Below are 25,009 nucleotides of genomic sequence, written 5' to 3' on the forward strand. Positions count from 1 at the left end.
TAGATATTAAAATATGTTTGCATTGTTATGTTGCATGATATAACATTGCTATTTATAGTAAATATTATTATTAATATGCAAATTATTAAATAAAACAATATTAGAACGGTACATATTACTTATATGTCTTTTTTATTTATTTAGCATATTAATAATACTATCGGTGTGCTTTGTTTAATTAGTATTTTTCCAAGTATTAACTATTGTTTCTATTTCTTTTTCTTGTACAAACGCACCATGAACGCGTATCGGGACAGAAGAATATGCTGGCAAATATAACATATCACCCCTACCTAATAACATCTCCGCGCCATTTTGGTCAAGAATAGTACGAGAATCAATTTTACTTGATACAGAAAAAGCAACGCGAGTCGGTATGTTAGCTTTAATTAATCCAGTAATCACATTAACTGATGGTCGTTGAGTTGCTAATATTAAATGAATGCCTGCAGCTCTCGATTTTTGTGATAATCTAATGATTAATTCTTCTATTTTTTTTCCGGATGCCATTATCAAATCAGAAAATTCATCAATAATTATTATAATATATGGCAATATATCTAAAAATTTTTTAGAAGATTGTAAATAACTGTTATTACTGTTGTATAAGGGATTATCAATAGGATGATTACGATGATTAGCTTGAGAAATTCGTTCGTTATAATTAATCAAATTACGAACACCTAGAATTGACATTAATTGATATCTATATTCCATTTCTTTGATACACCAATTTAAAACATGATCAACATCTTTCATATCGGTCACAACTTCCATTAAAAGATGAGGTATACCCGAATAAACAGATAATTCCAACATTTTTGGATCAATTAAAATAAAACGTACTTCTTCAGGAGTCGCTTTATACAGAATACTTAAAATCATAACATTAACTCCCACTGACTTACCAGAACCAGTAGTACCAGCAATTAATATATGGATTAAATTTTTAAGATCATTAATAACCGGTTGACCAACAATATCTTTACCAAAAATTAATGTTAATGGAGAATTAGCATAACGAAATTTGTCACAATTTAATAATTCTTGAAAAGAAACTATTTGACGTTTATTATTAGGTATTTCTAATCCAATATAAGGTTTTCCTGGAATAACTTCAATTACTTTTACCACGCTTACTGATAAGGAACGAGCTAAATCACGAGAAATATTAATAATGCGTGCAATTTTTACTCCAGCAGCTAAATCTAATTCAAATCTAGTAATGACTGGACCCGATAAAATATTTATAACACTTGCTGTAATATGATAATCAGCTAATTTTATTTCTATTAATCGTGCAATCTTATCTAAATAGGATTCATGAACATCCTTTGTTAATACACCTGAAGTTATTTGATTTATTTTATTATTTAAAATAGGAAGAATAGGTACAGGAACATCACAAATTAACTGACGTTTATCATTATTTTTATATTTTTCCATATTTAATCTAAACGCTTTGTGATTAGTATGACATATTTTTTTATTAATATTTAATATATTATTATATGATTTATGTTTATGGAGAAAAATTAAAGAACAAATTGCATCACTATCATTACTATTGTATGATAAATATATTTTATAAGAAAATTTGTTTATTTTGTAAGAAACATCACGACATAAAAAAAACATCTTGTTTTTTAAGAAATTGCAATAAACAATACTTGCTAATATTTTTTTCAAAGAAAAACTCGAATTAGTAATTATACGTATTGTATTAAGATGCAAATCTTTATAAAAAACCACAAAGTCCAATTTATGAATGTTTGAAACAATAACATTATTATCTAAAATTTGAACGTAACTTAAATCTATAATAGCATTATTATTTGGAATATTACTTGATTTGAATTGTGCAAAATTCTTATTTTTAAAACAAAAAAAAGAAAATACTTCAGACTTAACCTTATTGCGTTTAAACAATATTATAATTAATTGTTGGTTTATTACATGTGAATAAAGATAATAACTGGTGGTATTTTTACTATAAAATTTTTCATATTTATTAAATACGTTATTAGTCAATAAATAAAATATTTTACATATAGCATTCCAAAATAAAAAATTAGTACATAACATCATTCCAATAATTAAAATAAAAAGCATAAAGCAAATAGTATGTTGACTACCACATTGCAATAAAATAATTCTACTTACAATATCACCGATAGCACCTCCTGATCCAAAATAATTAAAATCATGTATGGTTATTGTCATCAAACCACATAAAGATAACAATACAGCTAAAGCACCAATAATTCTAAAAGATAAAACAAAAAAATCTATACTATTACTTTTAAAAAATATTTTCCAGAAAAAAAAAATATGCAACATGGAATAAAATATGCTATTGCACCAAAAACAAAAAATAATAAATCAGCGCAAAACGCTCCCAAAATACCTGCTTTATTATGCACAAAAACAGGATATGTTGCTTGGAACCAACTAGGATCAAAAGGATAATAACTAAATAATGAAACTAATAAATATAATGATCCTAAAAACATAATTAATAAAAATATTTTTTTCATTGTATTTTTTTATATTCTAAAAAATATAAAAATAAATTAAAATAAATAAAAAAATACATTTTATTATTATACTATTTATTATAAAATGAAATCTATTAACATATTAATAGATTATATCATACACGATATTTGTGTAATAGATGTATCGCGAACATATAATTCACTTAATTTTAATTGTAAAATTAGAACTTTAAATATTTTATAAATTTTTCGCGATTCGTTCTTTAAAAATATATATATATTTACTAATATTCAATTAAATATGTTTTAAACAATTTACATAAAACTGTATACTCAAATTCAAACTGAATAACATTAAAAATGTATCTCAAAATCTAAAAATATTTTCATAAAATATAACATTAATACAATTTTAAAACGCTATACAACAATTATTCATTTCTAATTCAAAAGAAATATAAAAATATAAAATACACATTATGATAGTTACAATTAGATAATTATAATGTTATCTGTAAGATTAGTTATAAGGTAGAATTATGTTGAAAATAAAAAAATATAAATTAATTATATTAGGTTCAGGACCCGCTGGATATACTGCTGCAATTTATGCTGCACGAGCTAATTTGCATCCTACTTTAATTACTGGAATAGAACACGGCGGGCAATTAACTACCACTAACGAAATAGAAAATTGGCCTGGAAATCCAGAGGGACTAACTGGACCATTACTTATGGAACGTATGCATATTCATGCCACCAAACTAAACGTTGATGTTATCTTTGATCATATTATCGAAACAAATCTAAAACGAACTCCTTTTTGCTTAATTGGTGATGATAAAAAATATATTTGTGATGTTTTAATAATTGCAACTGGAGCTTCTCCAAAAAAATTAAATATACCATCTGAAAACATGTATCAGAATAAAGGTGTTTCTTACTGCGTCACTTGTGATGGTTTTTTTTACAAAAAACAAAAAGTTGCTGTTATTGGAGGTGGCAACTCTGCAATAGAAGCAACGTTATATATGTCTAATATTGCAAATGAAGTACACCTTATTCATCGTCGTAATACATTCCGAGCAGAAAAAATGCTTATTAACAAACTAATGGAAAAAATAAAAACTGAAAAAAATATTTTTTTACATACTAATTATATCATTAATAAAATTTTAGGTAACAAAACAGGCGTAACTGGTATCAGTTTAAATGATACCAATAGCTTATTAAAAAAAGAAATTATGATTAATGGTATATTTATTAATATTGGACATATTCCAAATACTGATATCTTTAAAAATCAATTAAATTTAAAAAATGGTTATATTACCGTTCAATTTGGATTAACCGGTAATGCAACCGCAACATCAATTCCTGGAATTTTTGCTGCTGGAGACGTTATCGATTCTCACTATAGACAAGCTATAACGTCTGCAGGAACTGGTTGTATGGCGGCTTTAGATGCAGAACGATACTGTAGTAAAAACAATTAAATACAAATTCCATGAACAAAATTGAATAACATAAAATTATATAATTGAATGCAATTAACATACTTCGATATAAATATTTCTTCCTTTTCTCATATATTAAAATTGTTTAATGTTTAAGAAGATTTATTTTACAAAATAAATATGTTATATAAACATAATTTGTTAAAATCTATTTTAATTTAATTATTTACAGAATATTAGATATTTCGATTATTATTTGACATAAAAAATTTTAAATACTATTTTTAATTTAACATAATACACTTATTTAATAACAAAGGATAATCATGATTAAAGAAGAGAATATTGAAATGCAAGGTATAGTAATCGATACCCTACCCAATACCATGTTTCGAGTTAAATTGGAAAACGGACACACAATAATTGCACATATCTCTGGAAAAATGCGTAAAAATTACATACGTATTTTAACAGGAGATAAAGTCACTATAGAATTAACTCCTTATGATTTAAACAAAGGACGTATAATTTTTCGTAGCCGATAATTATATAATAATATCTATATATAAACCTCATCTAAAATTTAACACAGTTACAAATATACTAAATAACAGAACAAATCAAACATGATTATCTATTCAATCTAATTAATCTTTAATAAATTATAAACTAATTTTTAATTCATTTAATGTTTTTATTTTTAATGTACTAACTAAGAAATTTTATCTGGCTCACATGAAAAGAATATTTTCCATATTATATACAAAATATATTTAACACGTTGATTGCTAAAATAAAAGATATTTGCATAGTAAATAAAATTACATAAAATAATTAGTATAAAAACTAATTTTATATTTACATAACACAACATTTAAAAATACAAGATATTTAAAAAAATATACGTTATATTGCAATACCTTATATCTAAATTTTAATGTATAAAATAATAAAAACCAAAAATAACATGCATGCTAAAAAATTAATAAAATCAACTTTTAAATTAATACCATACCATACCAAATTTTATTAAAATTAAAAAAATATTTATAAAAATATTAAAAAACCTATATTCTTTAATGTAAATATATTCTAATTTTTATTAATATTAAATTAAGTTTTAATGGAGCAAATAATGAAATATATTATTCATTCAACTGTAACATTTGATACTACAAAATATTTGCTAACATCAATACATGATATAAATACAGCAACAAAATTATCTAATTCTGCTGGAAAAATTTTAGAGGAATTAATTAAATATCGGGAAACTAGAGAACCAGTGACTAGACAACATCTATTTACTATAGTTTGGAAAAATCATGGACTAGAAGCTTCTAATGGAAATTTAAATCAACAAATTAGCTTAATTCGCAAAAGCCTAAATTCACTCGGGCTAAATTCTTCAGCTATAATTACAATTCCAAAACGAGGATTTAAACTAAATGATCAATTAACTATTAAAATAATAAAAGAAAATTTTTCACAATCAAATTGTATAAACAAAATTAACAATTTGTACACTCAATCAAAATTATTATCTTTAAAAACAAATTTTTCAAAACAAAATATTAAGTATACTTTAACTTTATTACTAACAGCCATTATTTTAACTATGGCTTTATCATCATATCTACATCATAAAGATAAAAATAATCAAAAATTGTATTTTTGTAAACAAATTAACTCTTGTAATATTTGCGCCTTACATCCTATCCCTGGTTTAGAATGTAATGAATATAACTTACAAATTTCTGAAGCTGTACAAAAAAAATAATATACACTACTATAGCAATCAATTATCGTTATAATTGTAATATTATACAAAATAAAATAATATAATATATTTTAAAATTAAAATGTACTAAACAAAATATACATAAAGCACATTCATATCAATTAATAATAACTTAAAACTAAAATATTTCTTTATAAGAGATATACATTCAAACATTAGTATATTTGATATACGATGTTTTGTACACAAAATATCATCAAAAAATATATAAAATATTCATTTAAAATAACCACAAATTAAAAACTTAAATTTTACAATAATATAAATTATATTTTTTTTATATTATTTTATAAATTTTTATTAAAATACACATACACAACAATCATCAAATGCAAATAAAAATAATATTTTATTATTTTTAAAATTTTTAAATATTGAAAAACACAAAACAAAATATATTTATCAAAAAACAACTCAATTAATATGATAATTAAATATCACTATTAATGTAACTGGTTACTGTGCATGACTGAAACAGTACACAACCATCTTAAATTTTTGTATTTAAAATTTAACTTTAATTCATTTAACTCCACAATACAAAAATTTATATCAAATCTTAATAAACAAAAAAATTTATAAAATCACAATATTAATTATGCTTTACGAATCCATATTAATATTAAAAAATAAATAACGTAATAGTTATTTATCTAAATTATTTTAGGCATTTTAATATAACATACCTAAAATAATAATTCACTAAATATTTAATTATTAATTACAAAATTTTTAAACTTATTCATCATGAATAAATAATTATTATTTAAAAAAATTATTTAAAACAATTTTTTATTTTTAAAATAATTTTACATACAAATCTAAAATAAGATTTAATCAATTCAAAAAAAATTGTTTATATATTATTGCTGAATAAACAACGTTTATTTTCCAAAGATATCGTCTAGCTTGTACTGATGGATGATAATTTTGAATATATTTACAAAATTCTTCTGGTGTAAATGTATTAATTTTAGTGATAGCAATATTATAATCAGAAGAGAACATACGTAATAAAGTTCCTAGACCATTAACATAAGATACTATCAAAGCGTACCGTTTAGTTTGTGGATTATTAATTCCAATTAATCGTTTTTGTAAAATTGATAAATAAGCAGTACCCAAATTAATATTGATAGCAATATTTTTAAGATCTCTCACACTAGGTTCTCCTTTCCATCCTTTCATACGATAAACTTCTCTACCAGCTGTAGAAGACTTAAGTTGCATTAAACCAACAGCATTAGATTTACTAACAACTTTAGGATTATAATTGGATTCTACTTGAATAATAGCTTTTATTAATATTTCATCAACATTATAAATATTTGATACATAATGAATATAATTATGGTAAGTTCGAATATTTAATTCCAAAGATTCAAGAAATTTTAAATCAAGATCAAAAGATACAGGCTTAATCTTTTTATTGTGTTCTTGTATTTTACAAGAACACAATAAAAAGATTAAAAAACACCCCATTAATTTTATTAAAACTCTACCTATTTTATTAAATTGATTATCAATATACAAAAAATACATATAATACTCAATAATTTTAATCTATATCATCATTATTATATAATACTATCTATATACAAATAAAAAACAAAAATTTCATTACATTAAAATTTTTAATTTAAATAATTTAAAATTTATAATATTTAAAATATCTCTGTATTTGGAAATATAACAACTAGAAAAATAATAACATTAAATCTTAAAATAAAATATAAAAATATTTAATAAGAAAAACATATATTTTATATATTATATACATAAATAATTTTTAATTAAAAATAATAAATATTTAATAAACGTTTAATATATTCTAAAATACATTCTTTTTTTCTTTTAAAAAACTACTAAACATCAATAATGTTTCTTCACTTACATGATGCTCAATACCTTCAGAATCACGATGAGCATTTTTTTCACTTACCCCCAAAGACAATAAAAATAACTTCACAACTTTATGTCGCAAACAATTTTTATTTGCTAATTTTCTACCTTTGATAGTTAAAAAAATTCCACGATAAGGTTGTTGTTCAACTAAACCATTAGCTATTAATTTTTTAAGCATTTTAGCTACAGTTGGCTGAGCAACACCTAATGACATCGCTAAATCTACTTGACGTACTTCACCATTTATCCGATACAAATCAGCTATTAATTCAACATAATCATCAATTAATTCCCGTTTATGAGCTTGTCTTACTTGCGAAAAACCTTGCAAATACTCTTTTCTATTCAATGTACATGCAAAACCATCAAGTAGTAAAGTTGCATTACTTTGATCCATTTTTATTTACCTTATTCCCATTATTTTAATAATCATATGTAAATAATTTATAAAACAAAAATTTAATATTAATGTCTATCAAGAATAACAATAACATATATAAAATAATTAAAAAAATTCTTAGTATATTCATTATAACTTATTTTCAATATTATAATATAACATACAATAATTAACTTCATACATAAATCCATTATATTATAATAATAAAATATAGTCATATTATATTAACTAAACATCCGGATATAAAAAATGAATTTTTAATAACAATTGATACTATACATAATTTATAATATACATTAACTACATATAACCATATACTTTAGTAAATAAATCACTAAATATTGTATTATATTATTTACATCAAAAATCAAATATTAATTTACATGATAAAATGAAGAATATATCTACATAAGGCATTTTAATTTTTTAAAATATAGTAATATAATATATCCTTAAAAAATATATATTATCTAATAAATTAACTTTAAAAACATATTATGTAATTTATAAATATATTTAATAAATCTCAAAAAATAAATTATTTAATAACTAATTTTTTTTGTTGTAAAATTAGTAACAATATTTATCTAAATTATTTACCAATTCTACAGCATAACCAATATATTCAGATGGAGTCAACAATTTTAATTTTAATTTTTCTTTATCCGGTATTTTTAAAGAATCAATAAAAGATTGTATTACATGAATGTCAACATATTTTCCATAAGTAATTTCTTTCACAAGTTCATAAGAACCAGAAATACCGTATCGACGCATTACTGTCTGAATGGCTTCAGATAACACTACCCAATGACGATTTAGTTCTGACAATAATTTATTTTTATTAATTACAATTTTTTTTGTTCCCTTTAAAAGAGAATCATAAGCAATCAAAGAATAACCAATACAAACTCCAATATTTCGTAATACAGTAGAATCACTCAAATCTCTTTGCCAACGAGATATTGGTAATTTAGATGAAAAATGATTCATAATCGCATTTGATAATCCTAAATTTCCTTCAGCATTTTCAAAATCAATCGGATTAATTTTATATGGCATTGTAGAAGAACCTATTTCATTTCCTATTTTTTTTTGAGTAAAATAATCCAGAGAAATATAACTCCACATATCACGTACGTAATCTATTAAAATAGTATTAAATAATGCCACGCAATTAAAAAACTCAGCAAGATAGTCATGTGGTTCTATTTGAGTAGTATACGGATTCCAATGTATACCTAAAGACGTTACAAATTCTTCACTAATTTGATGCCAATTTATATTAGGATATGCTACGATATGAGCGTTATAATTACCTATAGCACCATTTATTTTGCCCAAAATTTTTATATTTCTTAATTTTTTATACTGACGAAATAAACGATAAAAAACATTTGCCATCTCTTTACCCAAAGTAGAAGGTGTAGCAGGTTGGCCATGTGTTCTAGACAATAAAGGTAAATCACGGTAGTCAATTGCCATGCTTTTTATCTTACTGATTATTTTATACCAAACAGGTAACAGAATATCTCGTTTAGTCGTCATAAGCATTATAGCATAAGCTAAATTATTAATATCTTCAGATGTACAAGCAAAATGAATAAACTCTTTTACTTTTTGAATAATGGGCTCATTATTAATTTTTTCTTTCAAAAAATATTCTATAGCTTTAACATCATGATTAACAATACATTCAATATCTTTAATTCGTTTAGCATCTTCAAGACTAAAATTAATAAAAATAGAATTTAAATAATCATTAATATAATCGTTAAATGGAGGTAACTCTTTAATTTGATCACAAGAAGCCAATTTTTGAAACCAACATATTTCAACTTGTAAACGAAATTTAAATAATCCAAACTCACTGAAAATATCGCGTAATAAATTTACTTGATCACTGTAACGTCCATCAACGGGAGAAATTACAGTTAAAGGAGACAAATGCATTACAACTACCTCTGATAAAAGTGTTTATTTATAATAAAACTACTAAAAATACAACTGAAATTTTTATTACAATTAAACAACAATATTATAATATAATTTATTAACAAAATAATTATAAACTAACACATTATTTTATATAAAACATACTACTAATAAAATTATTGTATTAAATAACTAGTGAATTTTAATCTGTATGATATAAGATAAAAATACAACACTACATTCTACCGCGTTAATTATTGTATAAAATATATGCCAAGAAATTAATACAATTCATATTATGTCTATAACATAGATATTATGTAATTTAACACAGATTTTATTTTATCATAAGGTCATTACTTATTTCATAATAAAAATAAAATATATTAATTATTTAAATATAAATCAAATATATGACATGCGCGTTTCAATAATACCACCACCAATACATAATTCATCCAAATAAAATACTATTGATTGACCTGGAGTCACTGCTATAACTGGTTGATCAAAAATTACCTGTACTTTATTATCACAGAATAATTGTACACTACATGAAATATCCTGTTGTTGATATCGAGTTTTTGCTGTACAACGAAAAGTTTTTTGTAATTCATTTGAATTTACCCAATGAAGATCCTTAGCAATAAGTCCATAAGATTTTAATAAAGGGTGATCGTTACCTTGAACAACAATAAGTAAGTTATTAATTAAGTCCTTATCTACAACATACCACGGCTTGCCATTACTATTACGAATACCACCAATTTTTAATCCTTTACGCTGACCTAAAGTATAATACATTAATCCTTGATGATAACCTATTATTTCTCTTTTCACCGTAACTATTTTACCTGGTTGTATAGGTAAATAACGAGCAAGAAAATCTCGAAATTTACGTTTGCCAATAAAACAAATACCTGTTGAATCTTTTTTTGTTGCAGTAATAAATTTTAATTTTTTTGCAATATTTCTAACTTCATTCTTAATGATATCACCTAAAGGAAAGAGACATCGTTGAAGCTGTTGGTATTTTAATGTATATAAAAAATAACTTTGATCTTTATTTTTATCTACAGCGCGAGCTAAATAAATTTTGTGATCAATATTAATACGACGTACATAATGCCCTGTAGCAATAAAATCTGCACATAAATCTTCTATAGCAAATTCTAAAAATGTCTTGAATTTAATTTCTTTATTACATAGAATATCAGGATTAGGTGTACACCCTTTTTGATATTCTGATAAAAATATTCTAAAAACATTATCCCAATATTCTGCAGAAAAATTTACAGTATATAAAAAAATTCCAAGCATATTACACACATCTTGAGCATCAGCTAAATCTTTTGCGGAAGAACAAGATTTATGATCATTATCTTCTTCCCAATTTTTCATAAATACTCCTTCCACTTTGTAACCTTGTTCTTGCAACAACCAAGCAGAAACAGAAGAATCAACACCTCCAGACATAGCAATAACAACTTTTTTTGAAAAATTATCTGACATAGAATTTAAAAATAAAATGAATTTTTTTTACAAATAGATTTTACGAAACTATTGTCTATATTTTAGCTGATAATATATTGTATATGTATAAAACAAAAAATTAGAATACGATAACTATTTTAATAAAAAATTTAAAAAAATAAAATAAAATTATACTTTTGTTTTTATCTAGCAAAAATACTTCACATTGATTGATAAATGTAATATTAAAAAGTAAATTTTATTAAATATATAATAATCAATAAAATATTTCATTATTTAAAAACAAACACCCAATAAATATGTATTTAACGAAAAACCGTCACTATATTTACTTACACAAAAAAATAACACAAATATTATATTTTTAATTATTGTAAATTTTTATAAAATATTATACGTTATTAAATATAAAAATTCATCTTAAAATTTTAGCTGGATTAATATAACTTGCATATACTGCTGGATACAGACTCACTAATAAATTAAACAGTAAAACTATACCTACAATATAAAAAATATCATTAAATAATAAAACACTCGGTACAAAATTGATAAAATAAATTTCCTCAGATAGTAATGGATGCCCCATAATGTATTCTAATTTATTACATAATGTTGTTAAATTAATTGAAATTAATATTCCAAATATTACTCCAATGAAAATACCACACAATCCCATTAATAAATTATGCCAAATAAAAATAGTTGTAATTAAAAATTTTTTAGCTCCAAACGTTACTAATATTGCAATATCACGACTCTTTTCTTTAATTGATATCATCAATACACTAATTATACCTATATAGGTAACTAAAATTACTAATAGCATAGATAAATAAATAATAATACGAATCATTTGAATATCTTTATATATATAGCCATATTTATACATCCAACTATTAATATAAATATTTCGATTATTAATAATTGTTATAAATTTAGTTATTATTTTATTTACTTGAAATATATTATTTACTTTAATTGCTATACCCTCAATACTTTGTTCTAGATCTCTATTTAAATATATTTGAGCGTCTTGCAAAGGAACTAACGCAAAATTATAACTAAAAAAATTGCTTAACGAAAAAAAACCTAAAACTTGCAAGCGAATACGTTTAGGAAATAATAACTTATTACCAATTGAATTATTATTAGGAATAATGACAGTAACCCAATCACCTTGTTGTATTTTTAAAATATTAGCCATTTCTTTACTAAGTATAATCTGCTGACATTTACTCTTGAATAATTGCCACACACTTTTATCCACTATATCAGGACAACCAACTGTTTTCACCCCTTGTATTACACGCATGCCTTTTATATAAAGAGGGTATGATTTATTTTTAGATTCAATAAGACCAATAAAATCAGTATAAAAAGAAATAGAAGTAATGTCTGGTATTTTTTTTATTCGATGACAAATAGACCACAACTGATTGATGGTAGTAGGATTAATAGATTTAATTTCAATATGCGACACTGTAGCTAAAATTCGATGTTCTAATTCATATTGAAATCCATTCATAGCACTTGATCCAATAATTAATATTGATACACCAAGAGAAATTCCAAATATAGAAATAATATGAATTAATGATATTTTACTAACACGATTGTATCCTCTATAAAACCCCAATGCAAGTTGTAATGATAATGGAAGATTCATTTACTTATCTTAACTTATATATTTTTAATGATTAATCATTTATCAAAACAATCTTTCCGCCATGTATCTTTAATTGACGGTGCATACGTTTCGCCAGTTGAATATCATGAGTTGCTATCACAAAAGCAACACCATTATATTTATTAAATTTTTTTAACAATTGAAAAACATTTTCTGCATTATCTTGATCTAAATTACCCGTTGGTTCATCAGCTAAAACTAATACAGGACAACTTATTAAAGCACGTGCAATAGCTGCTCTTTGTTTTTCACCTCCAGAAAGTTCAGAAGGACGATGATATAATCTTTTTTCTAAATTTACTGCTTGTAACATTATTTTTGCTTTATTTTTTGCTTGTTGTGTTTTCATTCCACCAATCATCAATGGCATAGCTACATTTTCTATAACATTAAAATCTGATAATAAATGATGAAATTGATAAATAAAACCTAAACGGTTATTACGTATAATTGTACGTGAATTTACAGATAATTTATATAAAGATTGTCCTTCAAAAATTACTTCACCGCCACTAGGTACATCCAAACCGCCTAATAAATGCAACAGTGTTGTTTTTCCAGAACCTGAATTACCTAAAATCGCTACCATTTCATTAAACTTTAAAGAAAAATTGATATTATTCAATACATGAACACAAGATGAGCCATCTAAATAATGTTTACTGAGATTGCAACATGACAGTAATGATAAACTATTTAGCATGGCGTAATATTTGTGTAGGATAAGTTAGTACAGCGCGATAAGAAGGATAAATGATGATAATAAAAGATAAAATCATAGAACACATGACAATAAAAAAAATTTGCAATGGTTTAACTAAAACTGGTATTTGAATATCATACAATGATATACAATGTAAATTAAATATTATCCAATTTAAATAATTTACTAAAAATAATCCTAAAAATATTCCTAACATAGAACCCAAAATAACTGCACTAAGACCATAAATAATAAATATTAATATAATTTGGTAAGATTTTAAACCTTGTGTTTGCAAAATAGCGATATCTATTTTTTTTTCTATAACTAAAATACTAAGAGATACAACTACATTAAATATTGCTACCATAATAATTAAACTCAATAACAAACTCATCATATTTTTTTCAAAACACATTGCTTGAAATATACTACCTTTATGAACACGCCAGTCTTCCCATATTAAATCATTAGATAATAAATGTCGTTGTTTGAAACTATGTACAATTAAAGGATGTTTAAAAAATAATCTCCATCCAGTAGCATAACCATCTGGATAGTGCATTAATCGTGCGGCATCTTGTTGATGTACTAATATCTGATACGTATTTACTTCACTATTAGCATCATAAATACCTGATATTTTAAACAAACGTTGACTAAAAATAAGTCCTATTGGAGTTACATCACTTACGCTAGGAACTATTAATCGAATTGTATCTCCTTTTTGTACTCCTAGTTGTTCAGCTAATTGTTTGCCTAAAATTACCCGATATTCACCTCCTATTAATTCATTTATAGAAGTATCATCCATTAAATAAGATCCTAATGGCTCAAAATCATTAGGATTAATTCCTAACATTACTCCAATACTTATATTATTTACAGTATTTAATATTACATCACTAATCGTTAATGAAGTAATACATGTACAATCCTTGAATAAATTAAAAATAGAAAGAGGAGCTTTTCCAATATTAACTTTTTTTTCTGTATTTGTTATGAGTACGTGAGGAATAAATTGAAGAACATTTTTTTCTAATTCATTCTCAAATCCGTTCATTACCGATAATACTACAATTAATGACATTACACCAATAGCTGTCATAACAGTAGATGACCAAAACAAAAAACTACTAAATTGTTGTGTTAATGGCCTAAAAATATAACGTAATGCTATATAAAATATAATAGGTTGATGTATTCTTGTGTTCAATTTTAATAAAATTTTTATTGATTATCGTTAATGATTTACATAAATTAAAAAAATACAACAATACCAATAATTCGTTCTATCAATCAGATAACATCTTTAAATAACCAAATTATTTCACCAGTTTTTACTAAAATAAGTTGTAGTTCTAAAATAGGATGTTTAATATCCCCTTTTACAATACTATATAACAAATATTTCGCTCCTAAATATCGCCCTAAACTTATAGCTGTAACACAGGATTCCAAATTATCTTCCCATAATAACCCCAATGCTACATATGCCTTATTTAATTGATCACTTGTTACAATACTAAACCTATCATCTTGTGAAATAATATTTTTTAATGCAGTTGTAGCTCTATCTGTATGTAAAGTACCATTGGTAGCATTTTTCATTTTACTTATTAACAGTATACTATTAACTTCAATTTCAGAAATGAAAAAAATTTGTTTGATTATAGGCAATAAAATAATTTCCCAGTTTAATATTTTTAATTTGGGAGGAACAGGTACGATATCAACAACATTCGATACAACAAACTTTGCATTAAATAATGAATTCATTTTTATATCTTGCATGACACTAAAACCATAAAAAGAAAAATTACTATAAATAACACAAAATGTATTAACTATAACAGAAATCAAAAATTTTTTTTTATTTTCATTTAACTTAATATACATATATTATTTACTAAATATAAATTAAGTCCAAAAAATGTAACTCAGTAATTTTTATATTACAATATTAGCATATTACATACTTATACTTATTAAACGATATATTATCATATACTACAATTGTTAAAACATATTCATAATTATCAATTTGTTAGTTGGTTATTAAAACAACAATTAACAAAACTACTCTATTAAAGGACCAAGATATTTACCGCCTAATAAATGCATATGAAAATGAAAAATTTCTTGTCCAGCATGATGATTGCAATTAATAATTAAACGATAACCGTTTTCATGAATACCATGTTGTTTAGCGATTTTTGCTGCTACAGTAAATAATTTACCTAAAATAGGTTCATGACACATTTTTACATCGTTAACAGTAGGAATAATGATATTAGGTACAATCAATATATGAACAGGAGCTTTAGGCATAATATCTTTAAAAGCAGTAATATACTTATCTTGATATACAATATCAGCAGGAATTTTGTGTGTAATGATTTTACTAAAAATCGTATCATGATTCATAATTTTACTTGTATACAAATTAAAATAACATATTATAAAATATGTAAATAAACGGAAAAGTTTCCTACTTGGTGTACATTATCTTTTAATACAAACAATATTCTATTTTATTATTAATATAATGATCATACATTTTACTCTTAAAATAAATTTTAAAATAGATAATCTCATATAGCATTAAATAAAATAAAAAATACATAACAAAACATTATCCTTTTTTTATATATATAGTACCATAAAAATTTTTTTAATAAAAATAACACAACAACAATAATCATTGTCAAAAATAATTATCAACTTATAAAACAATTACTATATTATCAACTAATAAAATTCTTTTTTACATTGAATAGTCTGCAAAAATTATTAGTAGTTATATCTGACAAATATTCTAAAGTTATATTTTTTAGTTTTGCTAAATGTTTGGCAATATAATATACATAAGCAGGTTGGTTTTCTTGTCCTCGATAAGGCACAGGAGATAAATACGGTGCATCAGTTTCTATAAGCATAGAATCTAAGGGGACATATTGTATGGCTTCCTGTAACGATTCAGATAAACCAAAAGTGATAATACCAGAAAACGAAATATAAAAACCAATATCTAACAACAATTTCATAGCATTTTTATCTTCAGAATAACAATGCACTACACCACCACATTTACTTGCTTGTTCTTCATATAAAATATTTAAAGTATCTTGGCATGCATGACGAGTATGTACAATTAATGGTTTATTGTGCTCGCATGCAATACGCACATGTTCACGAAACATCTTTTTTTGTTTATCTTTATTATTTGTACTATGATAATAATCTAAACCAGTTTCTCCCAAAGCTACAACATTTTGATCACAAGATAAACGACGTAACTCCATGATATCATAACAGTTATCTAAATTTAAAGGGTGAATTCCACAAGAAAATAAAACATCATCACGACAACCAACTATTTTTTTTATTTTATAAAAATCCATTAAAGTAGTGGCAACTGTTAAAACTAATGCTACGTTTTTTACTTGAGCTTTATCCAAAACATCAGTCACATCTTTATGCAATGTTTCATAATTTAATTTGTCTAAATGACAATGAGAATCAATTAAAAACATAATTCATCCTTATATTCCTTATGTAAATTTAATTTAATACAACAATTTATTAATTTGACTGCATACAATTAAACAATTGATGTAATAATAATAGTTCTTTATTTATACCATTAATATTATGTAAATAATATCTACATTGTATCCATCCCTTCAATTGATCATGTAGTATTTTCGTAGTCCAATTAACAGCAATACAAGAAATTAATTTTTTCTGATCTATATTAATTAATAAATTTTTCATTCCTAATTGCCATTTTAGTGCATCAATTAACAAACTAATCAACCAACATAAAACATTATCATTATTTTGATTACATAATAATGGAAGTAAATCAAAAAAATTAGATTTGACTACAACATCTAGCATAAGTGCACATAAATGAAGTCGTAATTGCCAACATTTTGATTCTAATAAACATTGCGCGGCTAATGGTGCACCATTACATAAACGCAATGCAGAAGAAGCATGTAAAATATTTTTTATTCCATGTTTTTTTAACCAATCTAAACCTACTGTTTCTTGTGGTGACGTTAATGACCAATAACAACACCTGCTTAACAAGGTAGGCAATAATCGCAAATAACTATAACAACCCAATATAAAATAGGTATTGTCAGGAGGTTCCTCAAGAATTTTTAACAACGCATTGACTGCTGCTTCTGTTAAAAGTTCGCTATGCATTAATGATATAATTTTTACTCCATCTTGGAATGCACATCTACGTAACATTTCAATCAAAACTCTAACATTTTCTATTCCTATATGAGCATTTCCTTTGTCTGGTGCAATTACATGATAATCAGGATGACAATTTGATTTCATTAATATGCAATTGCGACATGTACGGCAACATTTAATACCATTAGGATTCTTACACATTAACCAACGACTAATAGCATATATCAATACATCTTGACCATTACCTTGATTACTATGCAAAAGCAATGCGTGGTGTCCTTTACCGATTTGATAAGATAATAATATCTTTTTATATAAATTAGTTAACCAAGGATACCAATGTATCTTCATGCGCCCTGAACCATTAACCATTTTTTTAAATAAATAAAAATTTCTTTATGTACATCCTGTAATGTTTGATGAGCATCAATGGTTATTATTCGATGATTTTTAGACGCCATCAATCTATAACAAGAACGAACACGATTAAAAAAATCTAAAGATTCCCTTTCAATCCGATCTAATGATGTATCTCGTATAAAAATACGAGATAAACCAACGATAGGAGAAACATCAAGATAAAAAGTCAAATCGGGTTGAAAGTTTTTTATTACTAAATTACGTAATGCTTTTAATAACATGACATCAATCGCTCTCCCACCTCCTTGATAAGCATGTGAAGACAAATCATATCTATCACTGATTACCCAAATATTTTTTGACAAAGAAGGTTTAATTACTTGTTCTATTAATTGCACACGTGCAGCATAGAACATTAACAATTCAGCATGATCAGTAATTAATTCGTCATTTACCCCTTTTTTAATTAAATTACGCAAACTTTCAGATAACAACGTGCCTCCAGGATCACGTGTAATAATAAGATCAACTAATCCATACTTCTGTCGTAATATATCTGCAATCTTTTTAACTGCACTACTTTTTCCTGATCCTTCTAAACCTTCTACTACAATAAATTTACTTCTCACTCTCATTTTATTTGAATTATAATTTATTTAAATCTCAACACAATAATCATTATATAATAATAAACACAAAAATTTTTAATAAAAATTAATGAACAATAAAACAACTTTCACGTATATAAATATACATATCACTATAAAGTATTAAATGACATTTTCTGAAATAAAAAACAAACACGTTATTCATTTGCAATATAGAAATTTAATAAATTAAATAATTTTTTATTTGAATAAACGTGTTGTTCAATTGAATTTACGGATACTACAGGAAGTAAAGAATTAGTAATAAATACTTCTTCAGCTTCATAAATACCTTCAAGTCCAACCATAATTTCTTGATATTGATATCCCAATGTAGGTAAAAGTGTCAATATTTTACGACGCATTACCCCAAAAACTCCAGCATGCGTCAATGATGGGGTAAATACTTTCATATCTCTACGCCAAAAAATATTTGCGTTACAACACTCTATTATATTATCTTCAGTATCTAACACCAACGCCATATCGCTAATATTTTTATTACAATATGCATTAATAATAATTTGCTCCAATCTATTCAAATGTTTAATACCAGAAAAAAATATATCTCGTGCTAATCTTATAGGACTAACAGACAATTTAACACCATTTTTTAACCAGGTAGTATAATATTTTGGCATGGGATTATAAACAATAATCCGTACAGGTGGTGTACTTTTATCATCAAAATTATACCCCCATTTTCCATTACCTCTACTAACTATTACCTTAATTACGCCATTAATGCATTTATCTGCTACTACTTGCATTTCTTGACGTAATAAAGATAAATTTATATTATTAAATAATAATCTTGTTGATGATGTTTCTAATCTTTCAATATGCCAATCTAATAATAAAATCATACTGTTTTGCAATCTAGCGGTAGTAAAAAATCCATCACCAAATTGAATGATACGATTTAGTATCGATAGTTTTTTATGAAACACCCCGTTAATCCAATACATAATTTACGACACAAACTATTTTTATTGAAGTATAACAAATAAAATAAATTAACAAATAAAATTTAAATACTGTACAAATCCACTAATTATTATAAGTAACACAAAACTATAAGTTTTATATATTTAAAAATATTTCATCAAACAATTCATAAAAATTTAATAAAATTAACAAAAGAAAAATATTACTAATTGAAATTATTTTTGATGACCTTTAATAAAATCAATAGCTGCTTGAACAGTAGTAATTCTTTCTGCTGCTTCATCAGGAATTTCAGTATCAAATTCCTCTTCTAATGCCATAACTAATTCAACAGTATCAAGAGAATCTGCTCCAAGATCTTCAACAAAAGAAGCATCATTTACGACATCTTCCTTTTTGACACCTAATTGTTCGGCAATAATTGTTTTAACGCTTTCTTCAATAGTACTCATTTTTTTGTTCCTGTAAAACACAATACTCGATTATTTTATCACTAATTGCAATAAACATCAGAATTAAATTTTCTATACCAGTACACTGTATAAATAACAAAAAATGTTTCAAGTTTTTACAACATGCACATACCACCACTAACATTAATATTTTCACCAGTAATATATCCAGCTTCATCAGAAGCTAAAAAAACTACAACATTAGAAATATCTTCCACGGTGCCGAATTTATTAACCGGAATTTTAGATAAAATTTGTAATCGATGTTTTTCTGTTAAAATGGCAGTCATTCCTGTATCAATAAATCCAGGAGATACAATATTAACTGTTATACCACGTGTAGCTACTTCACGAGCAAGTGATTTACTGAATCCAATTAATCCCGCTTTAGTAGCTGCATAATTTGTTTGTCCAATATTTCCTATCAAACCAACAACGGAGCCAATATTGATAATTCTGCCATAACGTTGTTTTATCATTGGTCGTATCACAGCTTTCGACATACGATATATAGATGTAAGATTAGTATCGATAACTTTCTGCCATTCATTTTCTTGCATATTAACTAAGATATTATCTCTTACAATACCAGCATTATTTATTAATATATCTATACAACCAAATTCTAAAAATATTTCTTTCAAAAAAAAATCAATCGAATATTGATTCGTAACATCAAGTTCCATACCTTTTCCATGACTTCCCAAGTAAATACTAATATTTTTTGCTCCCAACTTACTGGTAGACGTACCTATAACAGTAATACCATGCATAGACAATGTTTCAGCAATACTACGACCTATACCACTAGTAGCACCACTTACCAATGCAACTTTTCCTTTAAAATTCATAAATTACCTCAATGATCATTGTATAATGTATGCAACTAATGTGGATGGGTTATTTATAGACGAAACAAATACAGAATCAATGTTACGTTTTGTTAAACCTGTTAAAACATTGCCAGGCCCTATTTCTAACAATACTTTAATATTTTGATTCATTAAATATTTTAAAATTCCTGTCCAACGTACTGGTTGATATAACTGTCTAACCAATGCTTGTCGAATGTTCACTGGACAATGTACCACATCTGCATCAACATTATTAATTACTGGAATGCGTGGAGTATAAAAAATTATTTTTTTAAGAATTTTTGACAACTGTATTGCAACAGGTTGCATTAACTTACAATGAGACGGTACGCTGATGGGTAATAAAAATATTTTTTTAGCACCTATCTCTTTACAAATTGTAATCACTCGTTCTACTGCTGCTTTATGTCCGGAAATAACTACTTGATCCGGTGCATTAAAACTTGAAACTTCAACTACTTGATTTTGCTCTACTTGGGTACAAATGTTTACAACAATAGTACTATCTAATCCTATAATAGCTGCCATTGCAGCTCCACCAACAGGTATGACATGTTGCATTAACGTTCCTCTTAACGCAACTAAACTAACAGCATCTAAAAAACCTATTACTCCAGCACAGACTAACGCAGAATATTCTCCTAAACTATGCCCAGCCATGAACTGAGGATTCTTTCCCCCTTGTTGCTTCCAAATACGCCAAATAGATACAGAAGCAGTTAAAATAGCAGGCTGAGTCTTGCATGTTTTATTAAGTTCTTCAACTGGACCTTTTTGTACTAAATGCCACAAATCATATTGCAATATAGACGATGCCTCATCAAAAGTTTCTTTAACTATAGAATACATTTCTGCTAGTTTCTTTAACATACCTATCGTTTGAGATCCTTGCCCAGGAAAAATCATACCAAATCTAGTCATTATCATTCAATATATTTAAAATTAAAATCTTAATAACGCTGACCCCCAAGTGAATCCGCCGCCAAATGCTTCTAATAAAACTAATTGCCCTGGTTTAATACGCCCATCTCTTACCGCCTCATCCAATGCTAGTGGCACAGAAGCAGCAGACGTATTACCATGTCTATCCAATGTTATCACAACTTTATCCATTTCCATACCCAATCGTTTTGCCATAGCGTAAATAATACGAATATTGGCTTGATGCGGCACCAGCCAATCTAATTGACCTCTATCAAGATTATTTGCATGCATAGTTTCATCCACAATATGAGCTAAAACGGTAACTGCTATTTTAAAAACTTTACTCCCTGACATAGTTAAATAATAAGAAATTGCAGGAAATTTACGATTATAATAAGGAAGGGTCAATAAATCACCATAACGACCATCAGCATGTAAATGAGTTGAAATAATTCCAGGAGTTTCTGAACGACCTAATATAACTGCACCTGCACCATCACCAAATAAAATTAATGTACCACGATCTTTAGGATCCAAGGTATGACTGAGAGTATCTGAACCTATTACTAGTGCATATTCTATCATGCCATTTTTTATATATTGATCTGCTACACTTAATGCATAAGCAAAACCAGCACAAGCGGCTGATAAATCAAAAGCAATGCTATCTCCCATTTTTAAATCACGTTGAATTTGACAAGCTGAACTAGGAAAAGCATGACTAGACGATGTTGTAGCCACAATAATAATACCGACCTGATTTGCCGACATACCAGCCATATCCAATGCTTGCTCTGCGGCATAACAACCCATACTGGATACAGTTTCATCATCACTAGAAATTCTACGTTCTCGTATACCTGTTCTAGTCACTATCCATTCATCTGACGTATTAACCATTTTCTCTAAAGCGGCATTAGATCGAATATGAGCTGGAAGATAACTTCCTGTGCCAAGGATTTTAGTATACATGCCTATACATTTTAATTACTATTTTTAGATAATACTGTATCTAAACGAACAGCTATCCGTTCTGGTATGTGATGTTTTATTGCTTGTATTGCTTGATTAATAGCAGCAGTAAATGCTCGTTGATTAGCTGCCCCATGACTTTTTATTACAATACTACGTAATCCCAGTAAACAAGCACCATTATATTGGTCGGGATGCAATTGACTAAAATGATTAACTAAACGTTTTTTTATCCAATTATTCACTAATTGGATCAACCATGCTGATTTAACATGTTTTCCTGAATTTTTAAGTAACGAAAGAAAAACTTTTATCACTCCTTCCATAGTTTTTAATGTAATGTTACCAGTAAATCCATCGCATACTAAAACATCAGTTTTTCCCATTAACAATTCATTCGCCTCAAGATACCCAATGTAATGGATCAATGCAATACTACGTAACATTTCAGCAGCTTGACGAATATTATTTAGCCCCTTTATTTCTTCTTCTCCTATATTTAATAACGCAACTTTTGGATACTTGACACCGATAATTTGTTCAACTAAAACTGAACCCATTAAAGCGAATTGCACTAACATTTCTGCAGTACATTCTAAATTTGCACCTAAATCTAATACAACAGTTTTACCTTGTTTTTGATTAGGTAAAACTGTTGTTAATGCCGGTCTATTAATACCTTTTATGGGTTTTAATATCAATTTTGATAATCCCATTAATGCACCAGTATTTCCAGCACTGACACAAGCTTGAGCAAAACCATTTTTAATGAGTTCAAGAGAAACCCGCATAGAGGTACCACGACTAACTCTAATAGCATGTGAAAGCTTACTCTCACTACTAATAACCGATTCAGTAGGAATAATGGTGATTCTCTTCAACAAACTACATTTTATTTTTATTAAAATAGAATGAATTACATCAAGGTTACCAACAACCAACAAGTCAAGCTTAGGATATAAATCCAAAGCCTGTACTGCCGCAGGTATCGTAACAGCAGGACCAAAATCGCCACCCATTGCGTCTAATGCTAGAGTTAGACGTCTCAATTATATTACCCTTTTGGTTATTATTTATTTTTAATAACTTTGTAACCACGGTAAAAACCATCAGTAGTAATATGATGACGTCGATGTATTTCACCAGAGTTACTATCAATCGACATAGCAGAAATCATTAATGAATCATGAGATCTTCTCATACCACGTTTAGCCCTACTAGGTTTATTCTGTTGTACAGCCATAACATTACCTCTTTTAACAAATCAAATCATGATAATACTGAATAATCTAGCACCATAAAATACAATGTGAAGACAATTTCATATATGTTGCTTATATTAGTAATGTAGGTATTCCTAATGTTTTGCCCACAACTAATATAATGATCGCTTCGTTCAACACAAATGTTAACAGAAATCATATGTAATTAAGCATATTTATATTATTATATTATACAAATTTCATCAATTACGATTTATAAAATAATTGATACAAAATTAACAATATATTAACTAAATTTATTTATATAATCAAAATAAAACGTTTTTTATAATTGATATAACTGACGCATTGTACATAATACCATGTAAACATGTATTGTTGTTTCTATTTGTAACATTAAAATAACAAAACGATATAAACAAATAACTAAAAAAAATAATGAAATTACAAATTTTAAAAATTAACAACTATTTTAATATAATAGTAATTACAAAAATTCAAGTATCATAA

General features: G+C 25.8%; 22 protein-coding genes and 2 pseudogenes. 3 read left to right on the top strand and 21 right to left on the bottom strand.

What is annotated here, in order from left to right; translation table 11 throughout:
* Positions 1 to 174: 174 nt before the first annotated feature.
* Both BOBLI757_RS03415 and BOBLI757_RS03420 read right to left on the bottom strand, forming a co-directional pair.
* Positions 175 to 1,398: pseudogene (locus BOBLI757_RS03415) on the bottom strand (DNA translocase FtsK); the annotation flags it as partial.
* Positions 1,399 to 2,115: 717 nt separating this feature from the next.
* Positions 2,116 to 2,537 (bottom strand): annotated as a pseudogene (locus BOBLI757_RS03420) (DNA translocase FtsK 4TM domain-containing protein); the annotation flags it as partial.
* A gap of 500 nt (positions 2,538 to 3,037) precedes the next feature.
* Between BOBLI757_RS03420 and trxB the strand changes: the two are divergent.
* The 3 genes from trxB to BOBLI757_RS01960 all read left to right on the top strand — a co-directional run bounded on the left by trxB (position 3,038) and on the right by BOBLI757_RS01960 (position 5,735).
* Complete coding sequence (trxB, locus tag BOBLI757_RS01950; protein WP_046305016.1) at positions 3,038 to 3,994, top strand: thioredoxin-disulfide reductase; 957 nt, start codon at positions 3,038 to 3,040, stop codon at positions 3,992 to 3,994.
* 287 nt (positions 3,995 to 4,281) lie between these two features.
* Entirely contained in the window at positions 4,282 to 4,500 is a 219-nt protein-coding gene (gene infA / locus BOBLI757_RS01955; protein WP_046305018.1) for a translation initiation factor IF-1, read from the top strand.
* 590 nt (positions 4,501 to 5,090) lie between these two features.
* On the top strand, positions 5,091 to 5,735 hold the full coding sequence (locus BOBLI757_RS01960; RefSeq protein ID WP_046305020.1) for a winged helix-turn-helix domain-containing protein: 645 nt from the start codon (positions 5,091 to 5,093) through the stop codon (positions 5,733 to 5,735).
* Between the two features lie 858 nt (positions 5,736 to 6,593).
* Here the strand turns inward: BOBLI757_RS01960 and BOBLI757_RS01965 are convergent.
* The 19 genes from BOBLI757_RS01965 to rpmF form a co-directional block, all read right to left on the bottom strand.
* The gene (locus BOBLI757_RS01965; protein ID WP_238954643.1) at positions 6,594 to 7,298 is read right to left on the bottom strand and encodes a transglycosylase SLT domain-containing protein; all 705 of its coding nucleotides are present in this window, start codon (positions 7,296 to 7,298) and stop codon (positions 6,594 to 6,596) included.
* Between the two features lie 289 nt (positions 7,299 to 7,587).
* Positions 7,588 to 8,058 (bottom strand): manganese-binding transcriptional regulator MntR, encoded by a 471-nt coding sequence (gene mntR / locus BOBLI757_RS01970; RefSeq protein ID WP_046305022.1) that lies wholly within the window; start codon positions 8,056 to 8,058, stop codon positions 7,588 to 7,590.
* Between the two features lie 573 nt (positions 8,059 to 8,631).
* Entirely contained in the window at positions 8,632 to 10,014 is a 1,383-nt protein-coding gene (gene purB, locus BOBLI757_RS01975; RefSeq protein ID WP_046305024.1) for an adenylosuccinate lyase, read from the bottom strand.
* A gap of 387 nt (positions 10,015 to 10,401) precedes the next feature.
* A complete protein-coding gene (gene mnmA / locus BOBLI757_RS01980; RefSeq protein ID WP_046305026.1) occupies positions 10,402 to 11,508 on the bottom strand; it encodes a tRNA 2-thiouridine(34) synthase MnmA in 1,107 nt (368 codons plus the stop codon).
* A gap of 397 nt (positions 11,509 to 11,905) precedes the next feature.
* A complete protein-coding gene (locus BOBLI757_RS01985) occupies positions 11,906 to 13,159 on the bottom strand; it encodes an FtsX-like permease family protein (RefSeq protein WP_046305028.1) in 1,254 nt (417 codons plus the stop codon).
* A gap of 31 nt (positions 13,160 to 13,190) precedes the next feature.
* Entirely contained in the window at positions 13,191 to 13,883 is a 693-nt protein-coding gene (lolD, locus tag BOBLI757_RS01990) for a lipoprotein-releasing ABC transporter ATP-binding protein LolD (protein WP_046305029.1), read from the bottom strand.
* On the bottom strand, positions 13,873 to 15,099 hold the full coding sequence (locus BOBLI757_RS01995) for an FtsX-like permease family protein (RefSeq protein WP_052712345.1): 1,227 nt from the start codon (positions 15,097 to 15,099) through the stop codon (positions 13,873 to 13,875). Before BOBLI757_RS01995 ends, lolD begins: the two co-directional genes overlap by 11 nt.
* An 83-nt stretch (positions 15,100 to 15,182) precedes the next feature.
* Positions 15,183 to 15,782: a hypothetical protein gene (locus BOBLI757_RS02000; RefSeq protein ID WP_052712346.1), complete on the bottom strand. Its 600-nt coding sequence runs from the start codon at positions 15,780 to 15,782 to the stop codon at positions 15,183 to 15,185.
* Between the two features lie 180 nt (positions 15,783 to 15,962).
* Entirely contained in the window at positions 15,963 to 16,310 is a 348-nt protein-coding gene (locus BOBLI757_RS02005) for an HIT domain-containing protein (protein WP_046305031.1), read from the bottom strand.
* Positions 16,311 to 16,630: 320 nt separating this feature from the next.
* Positions 16,631 to 17,419: a YchF/TatD family DNA exonuclease gene (locus BOBLI757_RS02010; protein WP_046305033.1), complete on the bottom strand. Its 789-nt coding sequence runs from the start codon at positions 17,417 to 17,419 to the stop codon at positions 16,631 to 16,633.
* Between the two features lie 49 nt (positions 17,420 to 17,468).
* On the bottom strand, positions 17,469 to 18,470 hold the full coding sequence (locus BOBLI757_RS02015; RefSeq protein ID WP_238954644.1) for a DNA polymerase III subunit delta' C-terminal domain-containing protein: 1,002 nt from the start codon (positions 18,468 to 18,470) through the stop codon (positions 17,469 to 17,471).
* Entirely contained in the window at positions 18,446 to 19,093 is a 648-nt protein-coding gene (gene tmk / locus BOBLI757_RS02020) for a dTMP kinase (protein WP_046305035.1), read from the bottom strand. Before tmk ends, BOBLI757_RS02015 begins: the two co-directional genes overlap by 25 nt.
* Positions 19,094 to 19,263: 170 nt before the next feature.
* A complete protein-coding gene (gene pabC, locus BOBLI757_RS02025) occupies positions 19,264 to 20,073 on the bottom strand; it encodes an aminodeoxychorismate lyase (RefSeq protein WP_046305037.1) in 810 nt (269 codons plus the stop codon).
* Between the two features lie 195 nt (positions 20,074 to 20,268).
* Entirely contained in the window at positions 20,269 to 20,505 is a 237-nt protein-coding gene (gene acpP / locus BOBLI757_RS02030; protein WP_046305039.1) for an acyl carrier protein, read from the bottom strand.
* 116 nt (positions 20,506 to 20,621) lie between these two features.
* A complete protein-coding gene (gene fabG / locus BOBLI757_RS02035) occupies positions 20,622 to 21,356 on the bottom strand; it encodes a 3-oxoacyl-[acyl-carrier-protein] reductase (protein ID WP_046305040.1) in 735 nt (244 codons plus the stop codon).
* Between the two features lie 15 nt (positions 21,357 to 21,371).
* On the bottom strand, positions 21,372 to 22,301 hold the full coding sequence (fabD, locus tag BOBLI757_RS02040) for an ACP S-malonyltransferase (RefSeq protein WP_046305042.1): 930 nt from the start codon (positions 22,299 to 22,301) through the stop codon (positions 21,372 to 21,374).
* A gap of 21 nt (positions 22,302 to 22,322) precedes the next feature.
* On the bottom strand, positions 22,323 to 23,276 hold the full coding sequence (locus BOBLI757_RS02045) for a beta-ketoacyl-ACP synthase III (protein ID WP_046305043.1): 954 nt from the start codon (positions 23,274 to 23,276) through the stop codon (positions 22,323 to 22,325).
* 11 nt (positions 23,277 to 23,287) lie between these two features.
* Positions 23,288 to 24,325: a phosphate acyltransferase PlsX gene (gene plsX / locus BOBLI757_RS02050; RefSeq protein ID WP_071840892.1), complete on the bottom strand. Its 1,038-nt coding sequence runs from the start codon at positions 24,323 to 24,325 to the stop codon at positions 23,288 to 23,290.
* A 20-nt stretch (positions 24,326 to 24,345) separates the two neighbouring features.
* Positions 24,346 to 24,519: a 50S ribosomal protein L32 gene (rpmF, locus tag BOBLI757_RS02055; RefSeq protein WP_046305045.1), complete on the bottom strand. Its 174-nt coding sequence runs from the start codon at positions 24,517 to 24,519 to the stop codon at positions 24,346 to 24,348.
* Positions 24,520 to 25,009: the final 490 nt, after the last annotated feature.

Source organism: Blochmannia endosymbiont of Camponotus (Colobopsis) obliquus (genome assembly GCF_000973545.1).
GTDB lineage: Bacteria > Pseudomonadota > Gammaproteobacteria > Enterobacterales > Enterobacteriaceae > Blochmanniella.

What these genes read in the sequence shown, in the direction of transcription:
- BOBLI757_RS02015 (WP_238954644.1), bottom strand. Translation starts at nt 18,470, where the DNA reads ATGGTTAATGGTTCAGGGCGCATGAAGATACATTGGTATCCTTGGTTA.
- tmk (WP_046305035.1), bottom strand. Translation starts at nt 19,093, where the DNA reads ATGAGAGTGAGAAGTAAATTTATTGTAGTAGAAGGTTTAGAAGGATCA.
- purB (WP_046305024.1), bottom strand. Translation starts at nt 10,014, where the DNA reads ATGCATTTGTCTCCTTTAACTGTAATTTCTCCCGTTGATGGACGTTAC.
- BOBLI757_RS02000 (WP_052712346.1), bottom strand. Translation starts at nt 15,782, where the DNA reads ATGTATATTAAGTTAAATGAAAATAAAAAAAAATTTTTGATTTCTGTT.
- fabD (WP_046305042.1), bottom strand. Translation starts at nt 22,301, where the DNA reads ATGACTAGATTTGGTATGATTTTTCCTGGGCAAGGATCTCAAACGATA.
- BOBLI757_RS01985 (WP_046305028.1), bottom strand. Translation starts at nt 13,159, where the DNA reads ATGAATCTTCCATTATCATTACAACTTGCATTGGGGTTTTATAGAGGA.
- BOBLI757_RS02010 (WP_046305033.1), bottom strand. Translation starts at nt 17,419, where the DNA reads ATGTTTTTAATTGATTCTCATTGTCATTTAGACAAATTAAATTATGAA.
- lolD (WP_046305029.1), bottom strand. Translation starts at nt 13,883, where the DNA reads ATGCTAAATAGTTTATCATTACTGTCATGTTGCAATCTCAGTAAACAT.
- rpmF (WP_046305045.1), bottom strand. Translation starts at nt 24,519, where the DNA reads ATGGCTGTACAACAGAATAAACCTAGTAGGGCTAAACGTGGTATGAGA.
- BOBLI757_RS01965 (WP_238954643.1), bottom strand. Translation starts at nt 7,298, where the DNA reads ATGTATTTTTTGTATATTGATAATCAATTTAATAAAATAGGTAGAGTT.
- BOBLI757_RS01960 (WP_046305020.1), top strand. Translation starts at nt 5,091, where the DNA reads ATGAAATATATTATTCATTCAACTGTAACATTTGATACTACAAAATAT.
- trxB (WP_046305016.1), top strand. Translation starts at nt 3,038, where the DNA reads ATGTTGAAAATAAAAAAATATAAATTAATTATATTAGGTTCAGGACCC.
- mntR (WP_046305022.1), bottom strand. Translation starts at nt 8,058, where the DNA reads ATGGATCAAAGTAATGCAACTTTACTACTTGATGGTTTTGCATGTACA.
- fabG (WP_046305040.1), bottom strand. Translation starts at nt 21,356, where the DNA reads ATGAATTTTAAAGGAAAAGTTGCATTGGTAAGTGGTGCTACTAGTGGT.
- pabC (WP_046305037.1), bottom strand. Translation starts at nt 20,073, where the DNA reads ATGTATTGGATTAACGGGGTGTTTCATAAAAAACTATCGATACTAAAT.
- acpP (WP_046305039.1), bottom strand. Translation starts at nt 20,505, where the DNA reads ATGAGTACTATTGAAGAAAGCGTTAAAACAATTATTGCCGAACAATTA.
- infA (WP_046305018.1), top strand. Translation starts at nt 4,282, where the DNA reads ATGATTAAAGAAGAGAATATTGAAATGCAAGGTATAGTAATCGATACC.
- BOBLI757_RS02005 (WP_046305031.1), bottom strand. Translation starts at nt 16,310, where the DNA reads ATGAATCATGATACGATTTTTAGTAAAATCATTACACACAAAATTCCT.
- BOBLI757_RS02045 (WP_046305043.1), bottom strand. Translation starts at nt 23,276, where the DNA reads ATGTATACTAAAATCCTTGGCACAGGAAGTTATCTTCCAGCTCATATT.
- mnmA (WP_046305026.1), bottom strand. Translation starts at nt 11,508, where the DNA reads ATGTCAGATAATTTTTCAAAAAAAGTTGTTATTGCTATGTCTGGAGGT.